General features: G+C 33.2%; 23 protein-coding genes. 8 read left to right on the top strand and 15 right to left on the bottom strand.

Going from position 1 to position 23,433, the window contains the following annotated elements; genetic code table 11:
- Nucleotides 1-31 precede the first annotated feature (31 nt).
- The 3 genes from QE431_RS17285 (at nucleotide 32) to QE431_RS17275 (ending at nucleotide 3,693) form a co-directional block, all read left to right on the top strand.
- A complete protein-coding gene (locus QE431_RS17285; RefSeq protein WP_307298382.1) occupies nucleotides 32-1,417 on the top strand; it encodes an MATE family efflux transporter in 1,386 nt (461 codons plus the stop codon).
- A gap of 61 nt (nucleotides 1,418-1,478) precedes the next feature.
- Nucleotides 1,479-1,706, top strand: a complete 228-nt coding sequence (locus tag QE431_RS17280; RefSeq protein ID WP_057116919.1) for a hypothetical protein — start codon at nucleotides 1,479-1,481, stop codon at nucleotides 1,704-1,706.
- A 55-nt stretch (nucleotides 1,707-1,761) separates the two neighbouring features.
- Nucleotides 1,762-3,693: an LTA synthase family protein gene (locus QE431_RS17275; protein WP_307298380.1), complete on the top strand. Its 1,932-nt coding sequence runs from the start codon at nucleotides 1,762-1,764 to the stop codon at nucleotides 3,691-3,693.
- 137 nt (nucleotides 3,694-3,830) lie between these two features.
- On the opposite strand, the gene meaB is transcribed toward QE431_RS17275, so the two are convergent.
- From meaB to QE431_RS17250, 5 genes are all read right to left on the bottom strand, one after another.
- Nucleotides 3,831-4,928 (bottom strand): methylmalonyl Co-A mutase-associated GTPase MeaB, encoded by a 1,098-nt coding sequence (meaB, locus tag QE431_RS17270; RefSeq protein ID WP_307298378.1) that lies wholly within the window; start codon nucleotides 4,926-4,928, stop codon nucleotides 3,831-3,833.
- 160 nt (nucleotides 4,929-5,088) lie between these two features.
- Nucleotides 5,089-5,730, bottom strand: coding sequence for an NAD(P)-dependent oxidoreductase (locus tag QE431_RS17265; protein WP_307298376.1), 642 nt, complete (start codon nucleotides 5,728-5,730; stop codon nucleotides 5,089-5,091).
- A 58-nt stretch (nucleotides 5,731-5,788) separates the two neighbouring features.
- Complete coding sequence (locus QE431_RS17260) at nucleotides 5,789-6,196, bottom strand: Rrf2 family transcriptional regulator (RefSeq protein ID WP_248727933.1); 408 nt, start codon at nucleotides 6,194-6,196, stop codon at nucleotides 5,789-5,791.
- Nucleotides 6,197-6,351: 155 nt separating this feature from the next.
- Nucleotides 6,352-6,816, bottom strand: a complete 465-nt coding sequence (locus tag QE431_RS17255) for a hypothetical protein (protein ID WP_307298373.1) — start codon at nucleotides 6,814-6,816, stop codon at nucleotides 6,352-6,354.
- Nucleotides 6,817-6,877: 61 nt separating this feature from the next.
- Nucleotides 6,878-7,444 (bottom strand): Crp/Fnr family transcriptional regulator, encoded by a 567-nt coding sequence (locus tag QE431_RS17250; protein WP_307298370.1) that lies wholly within the window; start codon nucleotides 7,442-7,444, stop codon nucleotides 6,878-6,880.
- Nucleotides 7,445-7,545: 101 nt separating this feature from the next.
- Here QE431_RS17250 and QE431_RS17245 point away from each other — a divergent pair, with 101 nt between their 5' ends.
- Together QE431_RS17245 and QE431_RS17240 are read left to right on the top strand one after the other, a co-directional pair.
- Nucleotides 7,546-8,457 (top strand): AEC family transporter, encoded by a 912-nt coding sequence (locus tag QE431_RS17245; protein ID WP_307298367.1) that lies wholly within the window; start codon nucleotides 7,546-7,548, stop codon nucleotides 8,455-8,457.
- A 111-nt stretch (nucleotides 8,458-8,568) separates the two neighbouring features.
- On the top strand, nucleotides 8,569-9,207 hold the full coding sequence (locus tag QE431_RS17240; protein WP_134139734.1) for a peroxiredoxin: 639 nt from the start codon (nucleotides 8,569-8,571) through the stop codon (nucleotides 9,205-9,207).
- Nucleotides 9,208-9,383: 176 nt separating this feature from the next.
- Here QE431_RS17240 and QE431_RS17235 read toward each other — a convergent pair whose 3' ends face one another.
- The 3 genes from QE431_RS17235 to QE431_RS17225 form a co-directional block, all read right to left on the bottom strand.
- The gene (locus tag QE431_RS17235) at nucleotides 9,384-11,621 is read right to left on the bottom strand and encodes a cation:proton antiporter (RefSeq protein WP_057116910.1); all 2,238 of its coding nucleotides are present in this window, start codon (nucleotides 11,619-11,621) and stop codon (nucleotides 9,384-9,386) included.
- 241 nt (nucleotides 11,622-11,862) lie between these two features.
- Nucleotides 11,863-13,209, bottom strand: coding sequence for an adenylosuccinate lyase (gene purB / locus QE431_RS17230; RefSeq protein WP_307298359.1), 1,347 nt, complete (start codon nucleotides 13,207-13,209; stop codon nucleotides 11,863-11,865).
- 203 nt (nucleotides 13,210-13,412) lie between these two features.
- Nucleotides 13,413-14,102, bottom strand: coding sequence for an NAD-dependent deacylase (locus tag QE431_RS17225; RefSeq protein WP_307298357.1), 690 nt, complete (start codon nucleotides 14,100-14,102; stop codon nucleotides 13,413-13,415).
- 96 nt (nucleotides 14,103-14,198) lie between these two features.
- Between QE431_RS17225 and QE431_RS17220 the strand changes: the two genes are divergently transcribed.
- Nucleotides 14,199-14,834, top strand: a complete 636-nt coding sequence (locus QE431_RS17220; RefSeq protein ID WP_134139738.1) for a hypothetical protein — start codon at nucleotides 14,199-14,201, stop codon at nucleotides 14,832-14,834.
- Nucleotides 14,827-15,489: an RNA methyltransferase gene (locus QE431_RS17215; RefSeq protein WP_281866441.1), complete on the top strand. Its 663-nt coding sequence runs from the start codon at nucleotides 14,827-14,829 to the stop codon at nucleotides 15,487-15,489. The genes QE431_RS17220 and QE431_RS17215 overlap by 8 nt, the downstream gene beginning before the upstream one ends.
- A 175-nt stretch (nucleotides 15,490-15,664) precedes the next feature.
- Here the strand turns inward: QE431_RS17215 and secA are convergent, their stop codons facing one another.
- From secA to QE431_RS17190, 5 genes are all read right to left on the bottom strand, one after another.
- Complete coding sequence (gene secA, locus QE431_RS17210) at nucleotides 15,665-19,009, bottom strand: preprotein translocase subunit SecA (RefSeq protein WP_057116906.1); 3,345 nt, start codon at nucleotides 19,007-19,009, stop codon at nucleotides 15,665-15,667.
- Nucleotides 19,010-19,098: 89 nt separating this feature from the next.
- On the bottom strand, nucleotides 19,099-19,320 hold the full coding sequence (locus QE431_RS17205; RefSeq protein ID WP_007138072.1) for a DUF2795 domain-containing protein: 222 nt from the start codon (nucleotides 19,318-19,320) through the stop codon (nucleotides 19,099-19,101).
- A 260-nt stretch (nucleotides 19,321-19,580) separates the two neighbouring features.
- A complete protein-coding gene (locus QE431_RS17200) occupies nucleotides 19,581-20,150 on the bottom strand; it encodes a cob(I)yrinic acid a,c-diamide adenosyltransferase (protein WP_057116905.1) in 570 nt (189 codons plus the stop codon).
- 52 nt (nucleotides 20,151-20,202) lie between these two features.
- Nucleotides 20,203-20,454 (bottom strand): hypothetical protein, encoded by a 252-nt coding sequence (locus tag QE431_RS17195; protein ID WP_307298233.1) that lies wholly within the window; start codon nucleotides 20,452-20,454, stop codon nucleotides 20,203-20,205.
- Nucleotides 20,455-20,459: 5 nt separating this feature from the next.
- A complete protein-coding gene (locus QE431_RS17190) occupies nucleotides 20,460-21,146 on the bottom strand; it encodes an ABC transporter ATP-binding protein (protein WP_057116904.1) in 687 nt (228 codons plus the stop codon).
- Between the two features lie 277 nt (nucleotides 21,147-21,423).
- Here QE431_RS17190 and QE431_RS17185 point away from each other — a divergent pair, with 277 nt between their 5' ends.
- The gene (locus tag QE431_RS17185; protein ID WP_057116903.1) at nucleotides 21,424-22,083 is read left to right on the top strand and encodes a DUF6565 domain-containing protein; all 660 of its coding nucleotides are present in this window, start codon (nucleotides 21,424-21,426) and stop codon (nucleotides 22,081-22,083) included.
- Between the two features lie 59 nt (nucleotides 22,084-22,142).
- Here QE431_RS17185 and QE431_RS17180 read toward each other — a convergent pair whose 3' ends face one another.
- Nucleotides 22,143-22,922: an O-methyltransferase gene (locus tag QE431_RS17180; RefSeq protein WP_307298229.1), complete on the bottom strand. Its 780-nt coding sequence runs from the start codon at nucleotides 22,920-22,922 to the stop codon at nucleotides 22,143-22,145.
- A gap of 28 nt (nucleotides 22,923-22,950) precedes the next feature.
- Nucleotides 22,951-23,415 carry an FKBP-type peptidyl-prolyl cis-trans isomerase gene (locus tag QE431_RS17175; protein WP_057116901.1) on the bottom strand — a complete coding sequence of 155 codons (465 nt, stop codon included), beginning with the start codon at nucleotides 23,413-23,415 and terminating at the stop codon, nucleotides 22,951-22,953.
- Nucleotides 23,416-23,433 lie beyond the last annotated feature (18 nt).

Genomic DNA, 23,433 nt, shown 5'->3' with positions numbered 1-23,433 from the left:
GATTATCTTTGCCGACTAAAATTGATTACAAGTGAATTTAAAGCAGTACACCAGAGAGTTTTCGTATAATTTGAGACTGGCATACCCTATTATTCTGGGAATGGTTGGCCATACTTTAATTGGTATAGTCGATAATATTATGGTAGGTAAATTAGGAAGTACAGAACTTGCCGCGGTTTCTCTAGGTAACAGTATGATTTTCATCGCGATGTCTCTTGGAATTGGATTTTCGACAGCAATTACACCAATTGTTGCAGAGGGTGATGCAGAGAAAAATGACAACAAAATTCGTTCTGCATTTCACCACGGTTTATTCCTCTGTACTATTTTAGGATTAGTTCTTTTTGGTGTCATTATGTTTGCAAAACCAATTATGGAATTATTGGAACAGCCTGTAGATGTAATTGTATTAGCAAAACCATATCTAGGCTGGGTAGCTTTTTCGTTGATTCCGCTAATAATGTATCAAGGATATAAACAGTTTGCAGACGGAATGTCGATGACTAAATATTCGATGTATGCAATGGTAATGGCAAACGTTCTTCACGTAGGAATTAATTATGTTTTGATTTACGGAATTTGGATTTTTCCAAAAATGGGAATTATTGGCGCAGCACTTGGTACCGTAATTTCGAGAATCTTTCTAGTTATGTTCATGCATATCATGCTTTCACGAAGAAATGATTTAAAACGATTTTTCAAAAACTTTAGTTTCGACGAAATTAAAAAAGCAACCATTAAAAAGATTATCAGTATCGGATTTCCTTCGGCTATGCAGATGCTTTTCGAAGTGGTTTTGTTTACAGCTTCTATCTGGCTTTGCGGTAATATCGGAAAAACGAGTCAGGCAGCCAATCAAATTGCTTTAAGTCTTGCATCGATGACTTTTATGTTTGCAATGGGACTAAGTGTTACTTCGATGATTCGAGTGAGCAACCAAAGAGGTTTAATGGATTATAAAAAACTAATTGTTGTAGCGAGGTCTATTTTCTTGCTTGCCATTATCTTAGAAACTGTTTTTGCTATATTCTTTATCATTTTTCATAATTACCTTCCCTATATCTTTTTGAATATGGAAAACACAGGACAGATTTTGGACAATGAAGAAGTAATCAGTATCGCTTCAAAATTGCTTTTAATTGCAGCTGTTTTTCAAATTTCTGACGGAATTCAGGTTGTGGTTTTGGGCGCTTTACGCGGATTGCAGGATGTAAAAATCCCAATGTATATTACGTTTGTTGCATATTGGGTTATTGGTTTTCCAATTTCTTATTATTTAGGAGAGCATACCGACTTAAAAGCACAGGGAGTTTGGTTAGGACTTTTGGCAGGTTTGACAGCCGCAGCGCTTTTTCTGTATATTCGCTTTCATTACTTAACTAGAAAATTAAATAATAATTCAGTTTCAAATAATTAAATTTGACTGCCCATAAACAGTGACAGCAAAATAAATAAACAATTAATAAAACAAAATAAATATGGAATTACCTAAATTTTTACTTGGAGATAATACTGATTTTCCAGATGATATCTTTATCATTCACCTTGATTACCCAAGATTTATTATCAATTTAAAAGATGATGAGGTAGAATTTTTAGAAGAACCAGAAGATCTAGATGAAGCTGAATTGAATGCAGAAATGGAAAGCTTGATCGAAAAAGCAAATGATTTTTACGATCGTGAAGTAAACCGTTACGAAGAGTAGGGAAGTACACCCTTACTTCGTACAAAACACTTTAGCTAAATATCTAAATTATCTAATGAAAAAATTAAGTTTTTTAAAGCCTATATTTAATTTTATAGCAATCGGATTATTGATTACTACTTTAAGCCGAATCTTTTTATTTTTTCTTTTTAAAGAAAGAGTAGAGCAAACACCAAATTTCTGGTACATTTTTCCAATCGGTTTACGAATGGATTTGATTTTACTTTGTTATTTGTCTTTTCTGCCTGCTGTTTTAATTACTTTTCTGCCAAATAAATGGCTGAAATTTACCAATACGTTTTTGGTAATCTATAGTTTCTTATTTCTGTTTCTGATTCTATTTGTGGAGTTAGCTTCTCCAGATTTTGTCAAGCAGTACGATACGCGCCCAAATAAGATCTTCTTAGATTATTTAATTTACCCAAAAGAAGTTGTCGGAATGCTTTTAAAAAGTTATCTGACTTCTATAATTGTTACTTTCCTGATTTTAGGAGTTGTGATTTATTTTGCCTTCAAAAAAGGGAAAAAATATTTTCACACCACAAGTACAGAGTATAAATTCAAATTAATGGTTTTTCCATTACTTGCTTTTGTGTTGTTTTTTGGAGCACGTTCAAGTTTAACTTCAAAGCGTCCTATAAATGCCAGTAATGCTGTTTTCTCGACAGATCAGCTAACCAATACTTTAGGTTTAAATTCATTTTATACCGTTGCTTTTGCAGCATATTCTATTAAAAATGAAGGAAACACAAAGATGTATGGTAAAATGGATGAAGCCGAAGCGATTGCACGTGTAAAAAAATACATGGTTGCCGGTCCAAATGATTTTACTGATGCTGAAATTCCATTTTTGCATGTACAGCAGCCAGATTCTGTTTTGAAAAAACCTTATAATTTGGTGATTTTCCTGCAGGAAAGTTTAGGCGCAGAATATGTTGGAATCTTAGGCGGAAAACCTTTGACACCAGAATTTGATAAATTATCTAAAGAAGGAACATTATTCACCAATTTATACTGCACAGGAACTAGAAGTGTTCGCGGAATAGAAGCCGTTGTAACAGGGTTTTTACCTTCGCCTTCTGAAAGTGTTGTAAAACTTGGAAACTCACAGCAAGGCTTTTTTACACTTGCCGAGGCTTTAAAACAAAAAGGTTACGATACGAGTTTTATTTACGGAGGAATGGCGAATTTTGACAATATGGCTTCGTTTTTCAACGGAAATGGTTTTCAAGATATTGTAGATCAGGAAGATTTTGAATCTGATGGAAACAAATATGCTTTTAAAGGAACTTGGGGCTATTCTGATGAAGATTTGGTAACCAAAGCCAATCAGTATTTTAAATCAAAAGGAGATAAACCGTTTTTCTCATTAATGTTCTCGACTTCAAATCACGAACCTTTTGAATATCCAGCGGGAAGAATTAAACCTTATGATAAAAAAGCAGCGACGGTAAACAACGCTATGAAATATGCTGATTTCTCAATTGGGAAATTCTTCGAAATGGCTAAAAAAGAAGATTATTTTAAAAATACCATTTTCATCGTTATTGCAGATCACAATACGAGAACTTATGGAAAGAATTTAGTGCCAATAAATAAATTCCATATTCCAGCATTTATTATGGGACCTGGAGTTCCAAAAGGAGCAGTTTATGACAGACTGGCAAGTCAGATTGATATTCCACCTACATTGCTAAGTTATTTAGGGCTTTCTTTTGAAACGCCTATGGTAGGAAGAAATTTAAGCAAACTAGATCCAAAAGTTCAAGGAAGATCTATTATGCAGTTTAATGACATCAACGCATTTAGAGTAGAAAATCAGGTTGTAATCATGCAACCAAATCTAAAACCTTTGCAGTTTGAGATTAAAAATGACACCACTTTAATCCCTGTAAAACTAAACGAGGAATTGGCAAAAGATGCTTTGGCACATGTTATTACAGCGGGGAATTTATATAAGGAGAGTAAGTATAAATTAAGGCGCTAAGATTCTAAGATACTAAGGTTCTAAGTTTTTTATATACTGTCAGTTTGATCAGAGAACTGCAGAGCATTCCGACTTTGCTCAATGTGACAAAACTAGACAATTTCCTAAATTAAAATCTTAGCAACTTAGTATCTTAGTCACTTAGAATCTTTAGAAAAATATAATTTCAATAATTCAGAAGCAGCTGCAAAAGGTGAAATTTCATTTTTTTGCACTGCTTTTTTGCTTTCTTCTAAAAGTGAAATAATTTCTGGCTGATTATAGAAGTTTTGTTTTAATTGTTCGTTGATGGTTTCCATCATCCAGAAATGATTTTGGTCATTTCTTTTTTCGTCGAAAAATCCGCTTTCTTTAGTTAATTCAAAATATTCAGAAATAGTATTCCAAACTTCAGGAATGCCATCTTTTGTCAGTGAACTGCAAGTGGTTACTTTTGGCTGCCAATTTGATTTTTTTGGTGGAAACAAATGTAAAGCACGACTAAACTCTAATTTTGCCTGATTTGCTTTTTTTATATTATCTCCATCCGCTTTATTGATGACAATTGCGTCTGCCATTTCCATAATACCGCGTTTGATACCTTGAAGTTCATCGCCGGCACCAGAAATTTTTAAAAGTAAAAAGAAATCAACCATACTATGAACGGCAGTTTCGCTTTGGCCAACACCAACAGTTTCTATAATAATAGTATCAAAACCTGCAGCTTCGCAAAGAATAATTGTTTCTCTCGTTTTACGCGCGACACCGCCTAAAGTTTCCCCAGAAGCGCTTGGTCTTATAAAAGCATTTTCATCTTTAACCAATTCTTCCATTCGGGTTTTATCTCCTAAAATACTGCCGTGTGAAAGCGAACTGCTTGGGTCGACTGCTAATACGGCTACTTTTTTTCCTAACTCAGTAAGTTGTTTTCCGAAAGCTTCAATAAAAGTACTTTTTCCAACGCCGGGAACACCTGTAATTCCTATTCGGATAGATTTATTCGCATGTTGTAAGCAGCCTTGAACAACTGCACTGGCTTTTTCAAAATGATCTGGATTTGTACTTTCGATTAAAGTTATAGCACGGCTTAAAGAAGTTCTGCTACCATCTAAAATTCCTTTAATTAATTCCTCAGAAGAAGGCTGTTGTCTGCGTTTGCTTTTAATTTGATTGATAGCCGAAACATTGGTGATTTCAGGAGGTGAAATTCCAGCTTTTTCAGTAATGCTGTTCGACTGTTTCTTTAAACTTGACAAAATACTTTTTTAATATTGTAAAAGTACAGAAAACAAAAACAGTTTCAAAAAGTTAGTTTGCCACGAATTGCACGAATTATCACTAATTTGTTATGTTTAAACCGTTGCATTAAAAAAACAATTCGTGAAAATTCGTGTAATTCGTGGCTGAAAAAAAAAATTAATATCCAGCCGTAAATCTAACTTGATGGTGTTTTGGATTTTCTGCTTCATCAGCAATAACAACTGCTAAATCTTCTACAGATAAAATACTTCTTTGCTCGTCGTTAAATACTGGATTTTCTAATCCTAAACGATATTTTCCTGTTCTTCCTGTTGTAATTCCGCCATGCATTTCAAAAGCAGGACTGAAGAATGCCCAGTCTAAATCTTTTTCTTCCTTAATTACATTTAAATAATCTCTTGCAGCCGTAGCTCCTGCATAAAATTCTTTTGGAAAATCTGGAGTATCAACTGCTTGTAAACCTGGAGCGACAAACAAACTTCCGCCTCCGCCAATAGTAATGAAACGTTTAACTCCTGATTTTTTAACTGCTTCCTGAATAGCTTTAGAACCTGCTAAAAAGTCATCATAGATGTTTGGGTTTGTCCAACCTGGATTATATGCGTTAATAATTGTATCGTGGCCTTTTAAAATTTCTGCCAATGCATCTATATTAAAAATATCTGCAGCAACCCAAGTTGCGTTTGCAGTATCTTTTGGAGTTCTTGCAATTGCAGTAATTTCATGTTTTCTATCTGCTAATTCGTTTAAGATTGCTGAGCCAACAAATCCTGTTGCTCCGATAAGTGCGATTTTCATAATATATAAATTTATTTAGTAATAAAAAATGTTACAGTTTTGGTTAAAAAAATAGTTTTTAAAATTGATTCGAAAAATCTTCCAATGAAATACCTTCCAGCTGTGTGCTAACTTTTTGGTTCATTTCGCTGTATAAAGCTTCCAGATGCTGATTGATGTTTTTTCCAACAGGACAATCAGGATTCGGCTGATTTTTAGCAAAACCTAAACCAATAGTCTCAAAGGTCATTTCGAATATTTGTTTTAAAGTCAGTTCAGCAGCATTAACCGCCAATTTTGTTCCGCCATTTTTTCCTTCTTTGCTTTCTACAACATGATGAGCTTTTAGGTTGGCAATTTCTTTTCGAACCAAAACAGGATTTAAATTAATACTTCCTGCAATAAACTCAGATGACAAAAAATCATTTGGGAATTTATGGAGCAAAGTAAGAATGTGAATCGTTATGGCAAATTTACCTGAAATCATACTGTAATAAAATATGTTACAAATATAAGTGGCTTTTTTGAAATAAAAAAAGTTTTAACTAAAAATTAATTTTTGGTACTTAAAAGTCACTTAACCAGTTAAAAACAAAAAAGATGCACATCATTAAATTGAATGATGCGCATTTTCCTGATTGACTATTTTGATTTTTGATTATTCCTAATAGAAGAAAAATATACCCAAAGTATAAAAAGAAGTTGCATTGGTATTCTAAGCCATAAATAGGAAAGGCCTTTGCCTGTATGGTCTGCAGTTTGTAAATTGATATTATTACTAGCCGCATAAATGTTAGCCGGAAGTAGCAGTATAAAAAATAAAATAAGTAAATTTCCGGTAAGGAATTTGGTACTTGGCAATAAGAGTCCAATTGCAGCGACTAATTCTATAATTCCTGTAGCCAGTACAATGGCGTTTGCCCAAGGTAAAAAAGAAATCATCATTGCCATTCCTTTCGTAAAGGCAAAATGACCTATAGCTGTAAATACTAGCATAATTGCCATGGCAACCCTTCCTGAGAATGATAGTTCAAGTCGTTTGGTTGTAAGCCAGATAATAAGTAGAGTTGCAGTAAAAGCACCAAATAATACAATTAAGGTTTCCATATCTTTTTGTTTTTATTATACAAAATTGCACAGTAAAGAAACCTAAAACAATGAACCTGGGTTAAGAAATGCGCTTTCTAATTCGGCTTAAAGCTTGTGGAGTAATACCGATATAAGAAGCAAGGTATTTTTGAGGTATTTTTTGAATTAATTGAGGTTGCTCAGTAAATAAATTAAGGTATCGCTGTTCTGCAGAATCATTTAGTAACGACAATTCTCTTTTTGATTTTTTAAGAAATAATACTTCGCTTGCCAAACGGCCGATAGTATTACCGATTTCGGTTTTGGCATAAATATACTGAAGATCATTATAAGAGAGACGCCATAATATAGTATCTGCAAGAGTTTCAATAGTATAATTTACGGGTAATCGGGTAATAAAGGAGTCGTAACCGCTTGTAAATTCGCCATCAAATACAAAAGTAAAAGTAAGATCTTTATTTTCTGAAGGAATGTAATATCTAACGATTCCTTTTTCTATAAAGGAAAGGTAACTTTCAACGTGGCCAATATGGAGAATTGCCGTTTTCTTTGAAAATTCCTGACGGATAAGTTTTGACGAAAAGATATTCCAGTCTTCATCAGAAAGTTTTACCATTCGTTCCAAATTGTCTCGTATTTGCTGCATTACTTTTTTTAATATTAAAAGTAACAAAAAACTTAATGAAGTGCTATAATTTGTTCAGCATCGCAATTTATAAATTCCTATTTTTGTGCGTAAGCCCTGATATGAACAACTTTATATTAATATTTCTTTTTCTTTCGCTAGGTTTAGTTTTACAACACGTAAAACAATTTCCTACTCATATCTATAAGACACTTAATAAAATTGTTATTTATTTCTGTCTCCCTGCGATCACCTTATATCACATTCCGAAAATAAAATGGAGCAGTGAACTTTTGTTTCCAATAGGAGCAGGGTGGATTACTTATTTATTAGCCTTTGTGTTTTTTCATTTTTTAGGAAGAAGAAATGGCTGGTCTAATAAATTAATTGGGTGTTTGATTTTAACTGCTGGATTGAGTAATAGCTCTTTTCTTGGTTATCCAATTATTGAAGCTTTATTTGGAAAAAAAGGATTAGAAACGGCAGTGTTGGTCGATCAGCCTGGAACTTTTGTCGTTGTATCGACTCTTGGTGTGTTTACAGCAGCTTTTTATTCTAAAGGAAGCCCAAACGCTTTGGGAATTTTGAAAAAAATAATTCTGTTTCCGCCTTTTATCATGTTTGTTATATCATGTTTGATGAACATTTTCCAATTTGATTTAAATGAAAATATTCAATCACTGTTATTGAAAATAGGCAGTTTAGTAACGCCTTTAGCTTTGCTTTCTGTTGGTCTCCAATTAACTTTTGATCGAAAAAGCCAGCATTGGAAATTCTTGAGACTAGGACTTTTTTTTAAGTTAATTTTAGTTCCTTTCATAATCTTTGTACTATATGTTTTTATTTTTAATCAACGCTCTGAAGTTATAAAAATCACCTTAATAGAAACTGCTATGGCTCCAATGATTACGGGTGCTATTTTAGCTTCAACTTATGGTTTAAAGCCCAAATTAAGCAGTATGATGATCGGTTTCGGAATTCCAATTTCATTTGTAACTCTTGCTGTTTGGTACTTCGTTTTAAGTTTTATTTAGCTTAAAATAGTAATTATATCGAGGAAGTAGAATTTTAACTTTTTTTTAATTCTATGTTGTTTTCTCAATGTATTTTTTAGTTAATTTTAGAGGAACTAAAAAAATTAAATTATGTCAACATTAAGATTAGGCGATATAGCTCCAGATTTCCATGCAGAAACCACACAGGGACCAATTAATTTTCATGAATGGCTGGGAGATTCTTGGGGTGTATTATTTTCGCATCCAGCAGATTTTACTCCTGTTTGTACAACTGAATTAGGAACTGTAGCGAATTATGTTCCTGAATTTACTAAAAGAAATACGAAAGTTATTGCTTTGAGTGTAGATGGTTTGGAGTCGCACAAAGAGTGGATTAAAGATATCAACGAGACTCAAAATACAGAAGTTAATTTCCCTATCATTGCCGATGAAGATAAAAAAGTAGCTAATTTATACGATATGCTTCATCCAAATGCGAGCGATAAATTTACAGTACGTTCTGTTTTTGTTATCGGTCCAGATAAAAAAATCAAATTGACTTTAACGTATCCAGCTTCTACAGGAAGAAATTTTGATGAATTACTTCGTGTAATTGATAGCTTACAATTGACAGCAAACTACAGCGTTGCAACTCCTGCAAACTGGAAAGATGGAGAAGATGTAGTAATTGCACCTGCAATTCCAGACAGCGACATTCCAGCGAAATTCCCAAAAGGACATACACCAATTAAACCTTATCTGCGTTTGACACCACAGCCGAATAAGTAATTTTTGAGGTTCAAAGTGGCAGAGGTTCAAAGGCACAAAGGTTACAAAAAAAACGATATTTTCAATTTTTGAAAATATCGTTTTTTTTTAGTCCTAACAGAATTATATCTTAACTATTCCTCTTGAAAAACCTTTGATCCTTTGTATCTCTGCCTCTTTGAACCTAAAAAAAAAAACTATTTCACCGCTAATAAATCAGTCATTCTTTTTTTGTCACCAACGACCCAGAGAATATCGTTTTTCTCTAAGATTAAACTAGATTCTGGATTTAGGATACGATTTCCGTTTCGTTCGATTCCCACAACCATCCCGTCGGTTTTTGCTCTAAATTGCCCGATGCTTTTTTGAATGAATTCTTCCTGAGAAACTTCGAGCTGACGTAGTACAATATTAGTTTCTTCCACTTTTCCAGGTGCCTCAGTTTCATTCTGAGTTAAAAATTTAGTGAATTCAACAATTTGAGCATCTGTTCCAATTACGCAGATTTCATCTCCAGGAAATAGGCGTTCATTTTTTGTTGGAATTGGTATAGTAACTTCGCCTCTTTTGATATAGGCTATATTAATTCCTAATTGTTCCCTAATTTTTAATTCCTGTAACGTTTTACCAACTAAATTAGATTCTTTTTTAATTTCAAAAAAAGACATGTGACCGTCCCACGGCATTAAATTGGCATATCTTCTGTCGATTTTTTTGTTTTCGCGGTCATTAAGATTTTTCAAAAAGTGATTTTCAATTCTATGGTATTGTTCGTTCAGTTTTTTAGGGAAAATTTGATAGGCAGCAATAGCGATAATCAGCGCAACAAATGCTACTAAAGGAGAGAAGAAAATATTCAATAAAAATCCAACAAAAAATAATCCAAGGCTCATTCTAATTAAAATCAGCATTAAAAGGGCTCCACGATATTTTCGTTCTTCCCAAAGTATTTCTACTTCTTCTACTTTAACGCGTCGAAGCGAGAGAGCCCATAAAAACGGCGCAATTATCACCAATGTTAGTAAGGCAGCTAAAGTATTTCCGAATCTAGTATCGGCTACTAACGGCGCTACAAATCGAGATGACAATAAAATAATAGCCGCAATAATTATAGTATGAAGAATAATTTGAGTGATTGAAGACCGCAATACAATCTGCCAAGTACTGACCGACTTAATTGCCTGCGCATTTACACTGTAGCGGTTGATGTTTTTAACCCATTTTTTTGGCATTTTTGATTCTAAAAATTGAGCAAATGTTTCAGAATATTTGATTAAGAATGGAGTTGTAAAAGTTGTAACTGCCGATACTGCCACAATAATTGGGTACAAGAAATCGCTTGTTACTTTCAAAGTCATACCTAGCGTGGCAATAATAAATGAAAACTCTCCAATTTGCGCCAGACTCATTCCCGTTTGAACAGATTGTTTAAGAGGCTGACCAGAAATTAACGCTCCAATAGATGAACTAAATGCTTTTCCGAAAATAGTTATCAGTGTAATTAAAGCCACAGGAAGTGCATAAGTCACTAAAGTTCCCGGATTAATCAACATTCCTACGGATACAAAGAAAACCGCGCCAAATAAATCTTTTACAGGCTGAATTAAATGTTCGATTTTTTCTGCCATTGTAGTTTCAGCAATAATAGAACCCATGATAAATGCGCCTAAAGCTGGAGAAAAACCAACATTTGCAGCAAAAATAACCATCATTAAACAAAGTGCCAATGAAATTATCAAGAGCATTTCGTCTGTCATAAGATGTTTGGCTTTTTTAAAGATAGTTGGAATAATAAAAATTCCGCCTAAAAACCATATAATTAAAAAGAAAATCAATTTTAAAACCGATTGTAATAATTCACCTCCCGAAACTTGGTCGCTTACCGCAATGGTTGATAATAAAACAAGCATTAAAATAGCTACAATATCTTCCACGATTAAAGCTCCAAATACAATGCCGACGAACTTTTTACCTTTTACTCCCAATTCATCAAAAGCCCTGATAATAATAGTTGTAGACGAAATCGAAAGTGTTGCACCTAGAAAAATACTGTCCATTTTTCCCCAGCCCATCCACTGGCCAACACAGTAACCAATCAGCGTCATAAACATAATCTGGGTTATAGCGGTGATAGAAGATGTTCCGCCAACTTTCATTAGTTTCTTAAAACTAAACTCAAGTCCTAAACTAAAAAGTAAAAATATAACCCCGATTTCTGCCCATACTTCGACACTCTTCATATCGGTTATTGAAGGGAAAAAATCAAAATGGTTTCCAGCTAAAAATCCTGCAATCAGGTATCCTAAAACTAGAGGTTGTTTCATTTTTTTAAATAATAAAACGGCAATTCCAGCAGTCATAAGGATTAATCCTAAATCACTAATTAAAGGTTGTAGGTGATGTGTACTTTCGGCCGCGGCATTTAATGCAATCATATTAAAATGTGGTATTTTTTTAAGGAGCTGATCCAGCTTTTCATTACAAGCTTTTGTTCAAAAATGCCTATTTTTTTAACAGTTACAGGAGCTTCCGTTGGTCGCTCTGTACCTGCAAAAAAAATATGGCTTTTTTCACAGTTAAAGGCTTTTCATTTCAATCTGGGCTAAACTCTGATTTAAATAAAAAAAGCTATCTCGATAAAGATAGCTTTTTTTGGTAAAATATTTTGAATTTTCTTTAGATTCCTGTGTAATTACTAGGTGTTATCTGCATTAATTCAGCCCTAACCGCATCAGAAACTTCCAAATTAGCAATAAAATTATGAATTGCATTTTTGTCAATAGCTTCATTTGTTCTAGTCAAACCTTTAAGAGCTTCATACGGATTTGGGTAAGCTTCGCGGCGTAAAATTGTCTGAATTGCCTCAGCAACTACTGCCCAGTTTTTTTCTAAATCTTCAGCAAATTTACCTCCATTTAAAAGTAATTTATTTAAACCTTTCAAAGTAGCTTCAAAAGCGATAATTGTATGTCCAAAAGGAACTCCAACATTGCGTAAAACTGTACTATCAGTTAAATCACGCTGTAATCTTGAAATCGGTAATTTTGCAGATAAATGTTCAAAAATAGCATTTGCAATTCCTAAATTCCCTTCAGAATTTTCAAAATCAATCGGATTTACTTTGTGCGGCATTGCAGAAGAACCAATTTCTCCAGCTTTGATTTTTTGTTTGAAATAATCCATCGAAACATACGTCCAAATATCGCGGTCTAAATCGATGATAATTGTGTTGATTCTTTTTAAAGCATCAAAGAAAGCAGCGAAATGATCGTAATGTTCAATTTGAGTAGTTGGAAAAGAATGCTGTAAACCAAGATTAGTCTCAACAAATTTATTTCCAAATTGTTTCCAGTCAATCTGCGGGTAAGCCACATGATGTGCATTGAAATTTCCTGTCGCACCGCCAAATTTAGCTGCAAACGGAATATTGAATAACAAACGCATCTGCTCTTCTAAACGTTCTACAAAAACCAAAAGTTCTTTTCCTAAACGGGTAGGAGAGGCAGGTTGTCCGTGCGTGCGTGCCAGCATCGGAATGTCCTTCCATTCAACGCTTAATTCCTTTAATTTAGAAATTACGGCAATTAAAGTTGGCATATAAACCTGCTCAAACGCTTCTTTTGTAGAAAGCGGAATAGCAGTATTATTAATATCTTGAGATGTTAATCCGAAGTGAATGAACTCTTTGTGTTGAGATAAACCTAATTTTTCAAAAGCATCTTTTATGAAGTACTCAACTGCTTTTACATCGTGGTTGGTTACTTTCTCTGTTTCCTTAATCCAAAGTGCATCTTCTGTAGAAAAGTTTTTGTAGATATTTCTTAAGCTGTCAAATAAACCTGAATCAATACCTTTTAATTGTGGTAAAGGAATTTCGCATAAAGCAATGAAGTATTCTACTTCAACTAATACACGATATTTTATTAAAGCTTCTTCAGAGAAAAAAGGGGCTAAATTTTGGGTTTTATTTCTATATCTTCCGTCAATTGGCGATATAGCATTCAGTTCGTTTAGAGTAGTCATTGTTATGTTGTTTTTCGAAAGGTGCAAATATAAACAGAATTTGCGGATTTAAAGTAATCAGAAAGTCAATTGAATAAATTTAAAAAGGGAGAAAAGAGAACATAACACAAATTTCACGAATTACCACGGATTTTTTGGCTGCTTGATAGATAATGCAAAAGATTCATGTCAATTAGTGAAATTTGTGTCAATAAATTATGTGTTTAAATTGATTTTAATCGCTCTCTTAAATCTGCAACTCCTTCTGAAGCAAATTTGGCAATCGTTTCAACTTTGTTGCGAATATTCGGAATTGAAATTGGCTTTGGATCAATATAAAAAACTGGAGTTGTACTTGGAACATACGAAATTAAGCCCGCAGCAGGATAAACCTGAAGGGAAGTTCCAATTACAGCAAAATAATCTGCGGTTTCAGTTATATCAATAGCTTCTTCGAGAGCAGGAACTTCTTCGCCAAACCAAACAATATGAGGTCTGAGCTGATGTCCGTTTGCATCAAAATCTCCTGTTTTTAAATCTTCAGTCCAATCTAGAATTAGATTTTTATTTTGAATACTTCTCACTTTTAGCAATTCGCCATGTAAATGAAGCACTTTTGTACTTCCAGCACGTTCATGTAAATCGTCAACATTTTGAGTGATAATATAAACATCAAAATCTTTTTCCAATTCAGCCAGAATAATATGGCCTAAATTTGGATTCACTTCTTTTAACTGCTGACGGCGTTTATTGTAAAAATCTAAAACTAATTCCTGATTTTTATACCAGCCTTCAGGAGTTGCAACTTCCATTACGTCATGTCCTTCCCACAAACCGTCACTGTCACGAAATGTTTTAATGCCGCTTTCTGCGCTGATTCCAGCTCCTGTTAAGACTACAAGTTTCTTTTTCATTTTTAAGGAGATTTTTTGATTCTCATTCAAAGATAATCAAATGAGAAATTTTTCAAATGAAATGGTTATTTTAGCGCGCTATTAAATTCAAAACATTTGAAAACGGAACTTAAGATTAAAATTCAAAGAAGTTTTTTAGATAATTATAAAAGAGATTTACATCTTCATCCTGATTTTATTAGCTTTGAAAACAAAGATTTAGTTGGAAGTGGAATCACATCTTTCAAAACAGATGAAATAAAAGAGTTTCGTTATGGTGTAACCTTGTATCAATATGATATTGTTTTCGGTCGTGATTTTCAGATTTTTATCAAAAATTTCAATGATGAAGTATTGAAGATTAATTTTAAAAGTTACTTTGGAATTAAAAAAAGTGAATACACTAAGATCTATGCTGAAATAATTAATACTGTTTGGGATTTATATTTTAAGCAAAAAGTAATTTTATTTATTAAAGCTTTTGAAGTGGGTGAGTCGTTTACTATTGGAGATGTTGATATTAATTCAGACGGTGTACTAATTACAATTTCAAAACTTTTGAAGCAAGAAAAGAAACTAATTAATTGGAAAGATATAGGAATTAGAAAATATACTACGTATGTTTCTATTTACTCACGAGAAAATCCATTAGATTTTAATCGTGGTTATTCCTATAAAGAAGATTGGAATACTTTTGTTTTATATGAAGTAATTCGCAATATATTGGAAAATAAAAATATTAATAATGATTGATTTAGATTACCTCGCATTTCTAGAAAATATCTTAACGGATAATAGAAAAAGCAATTTTTTGAAAGTTTTAGAAAACCGTACGAAGCATTTTACAGTTGCGGTAGAAGATGTTTTCCAGATGCATAATACAAGTGCAGTAATGCGAAGCTGCGAAGTTTTTGGAATTCAGGAATTGAACGTAATTGAACAGCGTTTCGGAAAAAGAATTGATAAAGAAATTGCTTTGGGCGCTCAAAAATGGGTAGATATCAATCGGTTTGATTCGGTTTCAGGATGTCTTTCTGATTTAAAAAGCAAAGGTTACCAGATCATTGCTACTACACCTCACGAAAACGACTGCATGCTGGAAGATTTTGATATTACAAAACCAAGTGCTTTATTTTTTGGAACAGAAAAAGAAGGTCTGTCAAAAGAAATAATGGACAATGCCGATGGTTTCTTAAAAATACCAATGGTTGGTTTTACGGAAAGTTTAAATATTTCAGTTTCGGCAGCTATTGTCATTCAAAATTTGACGAATAGATTAAGAAGATCAGATATTGATTGGAAATTGACCGAAGAAGAAATTTTAGTAAAACGTCTGGATTGGGCTAAAAATTCTATTAAAGATATTAAACGAATTGAAGCGCGTTATTATCTGGAAAATCCGAGATAAAAAAGTCGCAGTTTACAGTTTCAGTCTTCAGTTTTGAGATGTTTAATTTAAAATATAAACGCTTAAAAAATAAAAAACCGACAGTTTTCGCTGTCGGTTTTTTTATGGAATTTGAAGTATCAGTGTAAACTGTAAACAGTACTGAGACTGTAAACTGCGACTGAATACTTAGAATTTATTCATTTACAATAACCCAAGTTCCAGCAGCTAAAAGACTTTCTGCTTTTTTGAATTTCATTGTTTCTGTTTTACCAGTTGCAACTTCTTGAACTGTTACAGTATCGTTACGATTGATTTTTGGCATATCTCTCACGATAGTTTCAGTAACTTGACGTTGTTGTGTTTCTCCAGCTTCGCGATTAATATTTTCGCTGTTTGGAATTTCGTCTTTAGTTAATTGTAAATTTTCTTTTTGACGAATTTCTCTTGCTTCATGAATTTCAGGAGCGTTTTGAGCAGGTAAATCACCTTTGAATAAGAATGAAATAACTTCTTTATTAACGTTGTCTAACATTGATCTAAACAAGTTAAAAGCTTCTAATTTATAAATAAGCAATGGATCTTTTTGTTCGTGAACAGCCAATTGAACAGATTGTTTCAACTCGTCCATTTTGCGTAAGTGTTTTTTCCAAGCTTCATCAACGATAGAAAGTGTGATGTTTTTCTCGAAATCAGCAATTAATTGAGCACCTTCACTGTCGTACGCTTTTTTCAAGTCAGTAACCACATTCAAAGTTTTGATTCCGTCTGTAAAAGGAACTACAATTCTTTCGAAATGATTGTTTGGTTCTTCATAAACACCTTTAATGATTGGGAAAGCTTCTCTAGCGCTTCTTTCAGTTTTTTCTGTGTAGAATGCTAAAGCTTCTTTGTAAACTTTTCCAGTGATTTCAATATCAGATGATTTCAAGAAATCTGCTTCTGAAATTGGAGATGTAATTCCGAAATAACGAATTAAATCAAAATCAAATCCTTTGAAATCATTTGCCACTTTATTATTACTTACGATTAATTCGCAAGTGTCATAAAGCATATTAGCGATATCCAGTTTCAAACGCTCTCCAAATAAAGCGTGGCGACGACGTTTGTAAACTACTTCACGCTGTGAGTTCATAACGTCATCATATTCCAATAAACGTTTACGAACACCAAAGTTGTTTTCTTCTACTTTTTTCTGAGCACGTTCGATAGATTTGGTCATCATAGAATGCTGAATAACTTCACCTTCTTTAAGTCCCATTCTGTCCATTACTTTAGCAACTCTTTCAGAACCGAATAAACGCATTAAGTTATCTTCTAGAGAAACATAAAATTGAGAACTTCCTGGATCTCCCTGACGTCCTGCACGACCACGTAACTGTCTGTCTACACGACGAGAATCATGACGCTCTGTACCCACGATTGCTAAACCTCCGGCAGCTTTTACTTCTGGAGATAATTTAATATCGGTACCACGACCAGCCATGTTTGTTGCAATAGTTACAACTCCGGCTTTACCTGCTTCTTCAACGATTTGTGCCTCTTGTTTGTGCATTTTAGCATTCAAAACGTTATGAGTAACGCCTCTCATTTTCAGCATTCGGCTTAATAATTCTGAAATCTCTACAGAAGTTGTTCCAATCAAAACTGGTCTTCCAGCGTTTGATAATTCAGTAACGTCTTCAATAACAGCGTTGAATTTCTCACGTGTTGTTTTGTAGATATAATCTTCTTTGTCATGTCTAGCAATCGGACGGTTGGTTGGGATTTCAACAACATCCAATTTATAAATCTGCCATAACTCGCCAGCTTCTGTAACTGCTGTACCCGTCATACCACCTAATTTGCTGTACATTCTGAAATAATTCTGTAATGTAACGGTAGCAAAAGTTTGTGTAGCAGCTTCGATTTTTACATTTTCTTTAGCTTCGATCGCTTGGTGTAAACCGTCAGAATAACGACGTCCATCCATGATACGACCTGTCTGCTCATCGACAATCATAATTTTGTTGTCCATGATAACGTATTCTACATCTTTTTCAAATAAAGCGTATGCTTTTAAAAGCTGAGTAAGAGTATGAATACGCTCGCTTTTTACACCAAAATCTTGGAATAATCTTTCTTTAGCTTCAGCTTCAGAATCTTTATCAAGTTTTTGTTTTTCAATAGCAGCAATTTCTGTTCCGATGTCTGGTAAAACGAAGAAATCTGCATCAGTATCTCCAGAAAGGTATTTAATACCATTATCTGTTAATTCAACTTGATTGTTTTTTTCTTCAATCACAAAATACAAAGCTTCGTCAACTTTGTGCATTTCGCGATTGTTGTCCTGCATATATTGATTTTCAGTTTTTTGAAGTAATTGTTTAATTCCTTCTTCACTCAAAAATTTAATTAATGCTTTATTTTTAGGTAAACTTCTGTAAGCTCTTAATAATAAGAAACCACCTTCTTTAGTATTTCCTTCTCTGATTAATTTTTTAGCTTCTGCTAAGAAACCATTTGCTAACTGACGTTGTTGTGCAACTAAGTTCTCGATTTTTGGTTTCAATTCGTTAAATTCATGACGATCTCCTTGCGGAACTGGTCCTGAAATAATAAGCGGTGTTCTAGCATCATCAATTAATACAGAATCGACCTCGTCGACAATTGCATAATTGTGTTTTCTCTGCACTAAATCGCTAGGCGAATGTGCCATGTTATCTCTTAAGTAGTCAAAACCAAATTCATTGTTGGTTCCGTAAGTGATATCTGCATCATAAGCTTTTTTTCTAGCTTCTGTACTTGGCTGGTGATTATCGATACAATCAACAGTTAAACCGTGAAATTCGAATAAAGGTGCTTTCCATGTGCTATCACGTTTTGCTAAGTAGTCATTCACCGTTACTAAGTGAACTCCGTTTCCTGTCAAAGCATTTAAGTAAAGTGGAAGTGTAGCAACCAAAGTTTTACCTTCACCTGTCTGCATTTCGGCAACTTTACCTTCGTGCAATACCATACCACCAATTAACTGAACGTCATAGTGAATCATGTCCCAAGTGATATCTTTTCCAGCTGCATTCCATTTGTTAGCCCAAATTGCTTTTTCACCATCTATGGTAATGTATGGTTTTGTTGCTGAAAATTCGCGGTCTCTTGGAGTTGCAGTAACTTCAATATGTGAATTATCTTTAAAACGACGAGCCGTTTCTTTAACAACAGAAAAAGCTTCCGGAAGAATTTCCATTAAAGTTTTCTCAGAGATTTCATAGGCTTCTTTTTCAAGAGCATCTATTGCATCATAAATATCTTCTCTTTTGTCGATGTCTTCGATGTTTTCTACTTCCGCTTTAAGTGCAGCAATTTTAGCATCTTTTTCTGCTCTAGCTTCTTTTATTCTATCTTTAAAATATACGGTTCTCCCTCTTAATTCGTCATTAGATAGACTCATTAAGGTAGTTTCGAATGTTTTAATTTTGTTTAAGTAAGGTTGTAAAGCTTTGACATCTTTCTGTGATTTATCACCTACAAAGACTTTAATAATACTGTTTATGAAACTCATGATTTATTGTATTTCTTTATTGTTTTAAATATGTATTTGAACCAAAAAAAAAGCCTCTGTGATGAGACTTTTTCCTTTGGTTTATTTTTTTAATATTCATCCTCATTCCAAAGATAATCTTCGTCTGTTGGATAATCAGGCCAAATTTCTTCCATTGATTCATATATCTCGCCTTCGTCTTCTATTGATTGAAGGTTTTCTACCACCTCTAATGGAGCACCAGCTCTAATAGCGTAGTCTATAAGTTCATCTTTGTTAGCAGGCCATGGCGCATCACTTAAATAAGATGCTAATTCTAATGTCCAATACATCTGTTATCTGTTTAGTTTGTGCAAAAATAAATTTTTTACTGAAAAAGACAAGTAAATTTTGATTTATTTTAATAAAATTTAAGAACGTCTCTTGTTAAATTCCAAAAAACAAATTTCAAATTCCAAAAAATGGGCTTGAAAGCCTACTCTTTAATCACCATATTGTAATATTAGATGATAATTTTGTCATTTGTAAATTCAAAGAATTTTGTTTTTTTTCTTTGGAATTTGGAATTTAAAAATTTGGAATTTTAGAAAATTTATTTCCTAGGTATCCATTTCACTTCCTCCGCTTTTAAATCAGACGACAACTTCCGTGCCAAGACAAAAAGATAGTCAGAAAGTCGGTTTAAGTATTGAATTGCTATTTCTGGTACATGCTCATTGTGGCTTAAATGAACAGCTAAACGTTCTGCTCTACGGCAAATACAACGTGCAATATGACAATGTGACACAGTTGGATGACCGCCTGGTAAAACAAAGTGAGTCATTGGCGGAAGACTTTCGTCCATTTTATCAATTTCTTTTTCTAATAATTCTATATCAGAATCAATTATTCCTAAATTTTTTAATCTCAGCTCACCATTCTTCAAAACTTCTTTTTCTTGCGGCGTTGCCAAAATGGCACCAACAGTAAAAAGACGATCCTGAATTTCTATTAAAACTGTTTTATAATTTGAGTCAATTTCTTGGTCGCGAATAAGTCCTATATAGGAATTCAATTCATCAACAGTTCCGTAGCTGTCAATTCGAATGTGGTCTTTTGGTACACGAGTCCCTCCAAAAAGAGCTGTTGTTCCTTTATCGCCGGTTTTGGTGTATACTTTCATTTTTTTTATTGTAGATTGTAGATTTCTGATTTTAGATTAACCTATATATCTTTTATGATTCTATTGTAGTTCTTTCTGGAAACTGTTCTTTATTTTGAACACTTAAAACTGCTAGTCTTTGAGCAGCTCTTTTAAAATAAAAAGCATTAGAAATTTGTGGATCATTTACAGGTTGTAAATCTAGAATTTTTTGATGAATTTTGTTAAACTCTATTTTTCCCAATATAATTTCGTTTGGACCATATTGATATACTACCTTGTTTTTATCTTCATATTCCTTAATCATCACAATAAATACTGCCATTACAATTATTTAGTTGTATCACTTTCAATTAGTCCGTCACGTAGACGAATTACACGATGCGCATAAGCCGCAATATCTTCTTCGTGAGTTACTAGAATTACCGTATTTCCCTGTTCGTGGATATCTCCAAATAATTTCATGATTTCTACAGAAGTCTTACTATCTAAGTTTCCTGTGGGCTCATCGGCCAAAATAATCGAAGGTTTATTGACTAAAGCTCTGGCTACAGCGACACGCTGGCGTTGTCCTCCAGAAAGCTGATTTGGCTGGTGATCCATTCTATCTGCTAAATTCACTTGTTTTAGAACTTCGGTTGCTCGTGCAATTCGATCAGATTTGCCGTAGCCGGCATAAATCATAGGAAGTGCAACATTATCAAGAGCTGTTGTTCTTGGAAGTAAATTAAATGTCTGAAATACAAAACCAATTTCTTTATTTCTGATTTCGGCTAATTCATCATCTCTCATTTGGCTGACATCTTTTCCATTTAATATATAATGTCCAGAAGTCGGTGTATCTAAGCAGCCTAATAAATTCATTAATGTAGATTTTCCAGATCCAGAAGGCCCCATTAAAGCAACATATTCTCCTTTTTTTATTTCTAGATCTATTCCTTTTAATACATATACAATTTCGTTACCTAAAACAAAATTTCGTTTGATGTCCGTTATCTTAATTAATGGTTCAGCCATTTCTTTTTACAATTTTGGATTTAAAAGTACAAAACACTTTTGAATTAAAGAGATAAGTAGCTTATAATTGGTTTTTGTTACAAATGGATCTTTTCTTATATAGTGATATTATATTTTAAACTGTTACGTAATTTTTATATTACTTTATATAATTGTCATTATTTTTTATTTTTTACAGATTTAATATATTTTTAATATTAAAAATATGGTAATAATGTAATTTATGGGGTTTTGTTTTGGGTATCTTTGAAATGTAATTAATTAAATAATCAACATTATGAAGAATATTAAAATAACTGCAGTAATTGCATTAATGGCGTTAGGTTTTACGTCATGTAAAGATGAGAAACAAGAAAAAGCACAGCGAACAATTGACTCTTATGTAACCTACGTAGATTCGGTTAAAAATGTTAAAGCCGAAGATTTAAAAGAAAATTGGAATGCTGTAGAAGCAGAATATGACAGAAGAGCGGCAGAGGCTAGTTTAGCTTTAGCAGATATTAAAGACAACGCTGCTCAAACTGAAAAAATAAATACAAGTAAAGCAAAATACGAGGACTTTAAAAATGAAATGACTACCCTTTTGGCCCCGCCAGCTCCAAGTCCTAAACAACAATTGAGAAATGCTTTATTTGGTGAAGGAAAAATTGGAGACGATATGAGTTTTAGCTGGGTTAACGCTCAGAATATTCACAGCGTTTACCAACAATTTGTACATACAGTTGAAAACAATAAAGATAGTTATTCTAGAGAAGACTGGGATGAAATTAAATTATTGTATGAAGCACTTGACAGCAGAAAAAATACTGTTGAAAAAGAAGGACTTTCGTCTGAAGATAACAGAAAAATTGCTGGTTTAAAAATCAAATTTGCACCAATGTACACTGTTAACAGAATGGGAGCAAAATCTGAAGAGAATAAAGAAGCAAAAAAATAAAAAATATTTTTTTGAATTAGTATAAAAAAAGGCAATCAGAGATGATTGCCTTTTTTTATTTATGCTCTTATTATAAAGTGTTCTTTTTCCTGTTCACGTCTAAAGAAAACAAATCCCCATTGGAAAGTATCTATTGTTACTTTTACCTTTGGATGATTTTTTATAATCTCCCAGGTTTCCTCCATTTCTGGAGACCAATGAATATCATCAAAAATCCAAACAGAATCATTGTCAATCGTTGGTAATAAAAGTTCAAAATAGGTTAAAGTCGCTTTTTTTGAATGATTACCATCAAAATAGATCAGATTGTAAGTTGTTGATTGTAGATTTTCGGAAATTAAAAAAGATTCAAATTCAGAAATTATATTTTCAACATTTGTACAATCGAATTCATTCAGTTGATTTTTGGCAATATTTGCTGTATTCGGACAACCTTCTATCGTTATTACTTTTGCTTTGGGATTTCCTAAAGCTAAAGCAGAAGTTGCCAAGCCAAGTGATGTTCCTATCTCCAGAATATTTTTAGGTTGAAAATAATTAGATACTCGAAACAATAATTCGGCACGTTTAGGTGAAATTCCCGCTGTTTTAGCAATTTTCGAAATTTGTCTTTTGTTTGATTTAAAAACTTTAGAGCCTGCTCCAAAATCAGTTACTTCAATGAAACTTTTATTACTGAGAAGTGATTTTCGATATTTTTTCAGAATTGAATATTCTGGCTTTTGTTTCTTATCATAAAAACATTTTGTCAGTAAACTAAAAACAAAAGGCGAGTGAACCGCATGTTCGTTTTTAGAATTCCACAAAAATTTTAGATAAGATTTTATTTGAAAGAGCATTATTTTTCTAATAGTTCTTAAAATGGCATTAGTTTACTGCAATAATCTTTACATCAAACACAAGTACAGATCCTCCAGGAATTCCTCTGTCAGTATAACTTCCATATCCTAGGTGAGACGGTATTAGTAAAACACCACTACCACCTTCTTTAAAAAATGGAATTCCTTCCTGCCAGCCTAGTATTACACGATTTAAAGGAAAAGTTGATCCAGAAATTGGGCTTTGATCAAAAGTAGTTCCGCTTGTGTAATAACCTTTATAAACTACTGTAACTGTAGATGCTGTTGTTGGTTGTTTTCCTGTTCCTTCTTCATTAACAATATAATACAATCCTGAGCTTGTTCTCTTTGCAGTTAAGTTATTTTTTGCTAAATAATCTGTGATTTCTTTTTCATTTTCGGCCGTAAAATCTTTAGGCTTTATCAAGTCATCAGAACTAGAGCAGGAAACAAAAAGTGTTAAAGTGAATAATGCAGTTAATAATTTTTTCATGTGGTATTTATTTTTAAA

The organism is Flavobacterium sp. SORGH_AS_0622 (assembly GCF_030818825.1).
In the GTDB taxonomy this organism is placed as follows: domain Bacteria; phylum Bacteroidota; class Bacteroidia; order Flavobacteriales; family Flavobacteriaceae; genus Flavobacterium.
Note: the sequence above shows the minus strand (reverse complement) of the source record. Positions and strands in the feature narration are given on the sequence as shown.

Bases quoted from the DNA above. Each gene is read 5' to 3' on its own strand.
- QE431_RS17280 (WP_057116919.1), top strand. From the start codon at position 1,479: ATGGAATTACCTAAATTTTTACTTGGAGATAATACTGATTTTCCAGAT.
- QE431_RS17275 (WP_307298380.1), top strand. From the start codon at position 1,762: ATGAAAAAATTAAGTTTTTTAAAGCCTATATTTAATTTTATAGCAATC.
- QE431_RS17265 (WP_307298376.1), bottom strand. From the start codon at position 5,730: ATGAAAATCGCACTTATCGGAGCAACAGGATTTGTTGGCTCAGCAATC.
- QE431_RS17260 (WP_248727933.1), bottom strand. From the start codon at position 6,196: ATGATTTCAGGTAAATTTGCCATAACGATTCACATTCTTACTTTGCTC.
- QE431_RS17255 (WP_307298373.1), bottom strand. From the start codon at position 6,816: ATGGAAACCTTAATTGTATTATTTGGTGCTTTTACTGCAACTCTACTT.
- QE431_RS17250 (WP_307298370.1), bottom strand. From the start codon at position 7,444: ATGCAGCAAATACGAGACAATTTGGAACGAATGGTAAAACTTTCTGAT.
- QE431_RS17245 (WP_307298367.1), top strand. From the start codon at position 7,546: ATGAACAACTTTATATTAATATTTCTTTTTCTTTCGCTAGGTTTAGTT.
- QE431_RS17240 (WP_134139734.1), top strand. From the start codon at position 8,569: ATGTCAACATTAAGATTAGGCGATATAGCTCCAGATTTCCATGCAGAA.
- QE431_RS17235 (WP_057116910.1), bottom strand. From the start codon at position 11,621: ATGATTGCATTAAATGCCGCGGCCGAAAGTACACATCACCTACAACCT.
- purB (WP_307298359.1), bottom strand. From the start codon at position 13,209: ATGACTACTCTAAACGAACTGAATGCTATATCGCCAATTGACGGAAGA.
- QE431_RS17225 (WP_307298357.1), bottom strand. From the start codon at position 14,102: ATGAAAAAGAAACTTGTAGTCTTAACAGGAGCTGGAATCAGCGCAGAA.
- QE431_RS17215 (WP_281866441.1), top strand. From the start codon at position 14,827: ATGATTGATTTAGATTACCTCGCATTTCTAGAAAATATCTTAACGGAT.
- secA (WP_057116906.1), bottom strand. From the start codon at position 19,009: ATGAGTTTCATAAACAGTATTATTAAAGTCTTTGTAGGTGATAAATCA.
- QE431_RS17205 (WP_007138072.1), bottom strand. From the start codon at position 19,320: ATGTATTGGACATTAGAATTAGCATCTTATTTAAGTGATGCGCCATGG.
- QE431_RS17200 (WP_057116905.1), bottom strand. From the start codon at position 20,150: ATGAAAGTATACACCAAAACCGGCGATAAAGGAACAACAGCTCTTTTT.
- QE431_RS17195 (WP_307298233.1), bottom strand. From the start codon at position 20,454: ATGGCAGTATTTATTGTGATGATTAAGGAATATGAAGATAAAAACAAG.
- QE431_RS17190 (WP_057116904.1), bottom strand. From the start codon at position 21,146: ATGGCTGAACCATTAATTAAGATAACGGACATCAAACGAAATTTTGTT.
- QE431_RS17185 (WP_057116903.1), top strand. From the start codon at position 21,424: ATGAAGAATATTAAAATAACTGCAGTAATTGCATTAATGGCGTTAGGT.
- QE431_RS17180 (WP_307298229.1), bottom strand. From the start codon at position 22,922: ATGCTCTTTCAAATAAAATCTTATCTAAAATTTTTGTGGAATTCTAAA.
- QE431_RS17175 (WP_057116901.1), bottom strand. From the start codon at position 23,415: ATGAAAAAATTATTAACTGCATTATTCACTTTAACACTTTTTGTTTCC.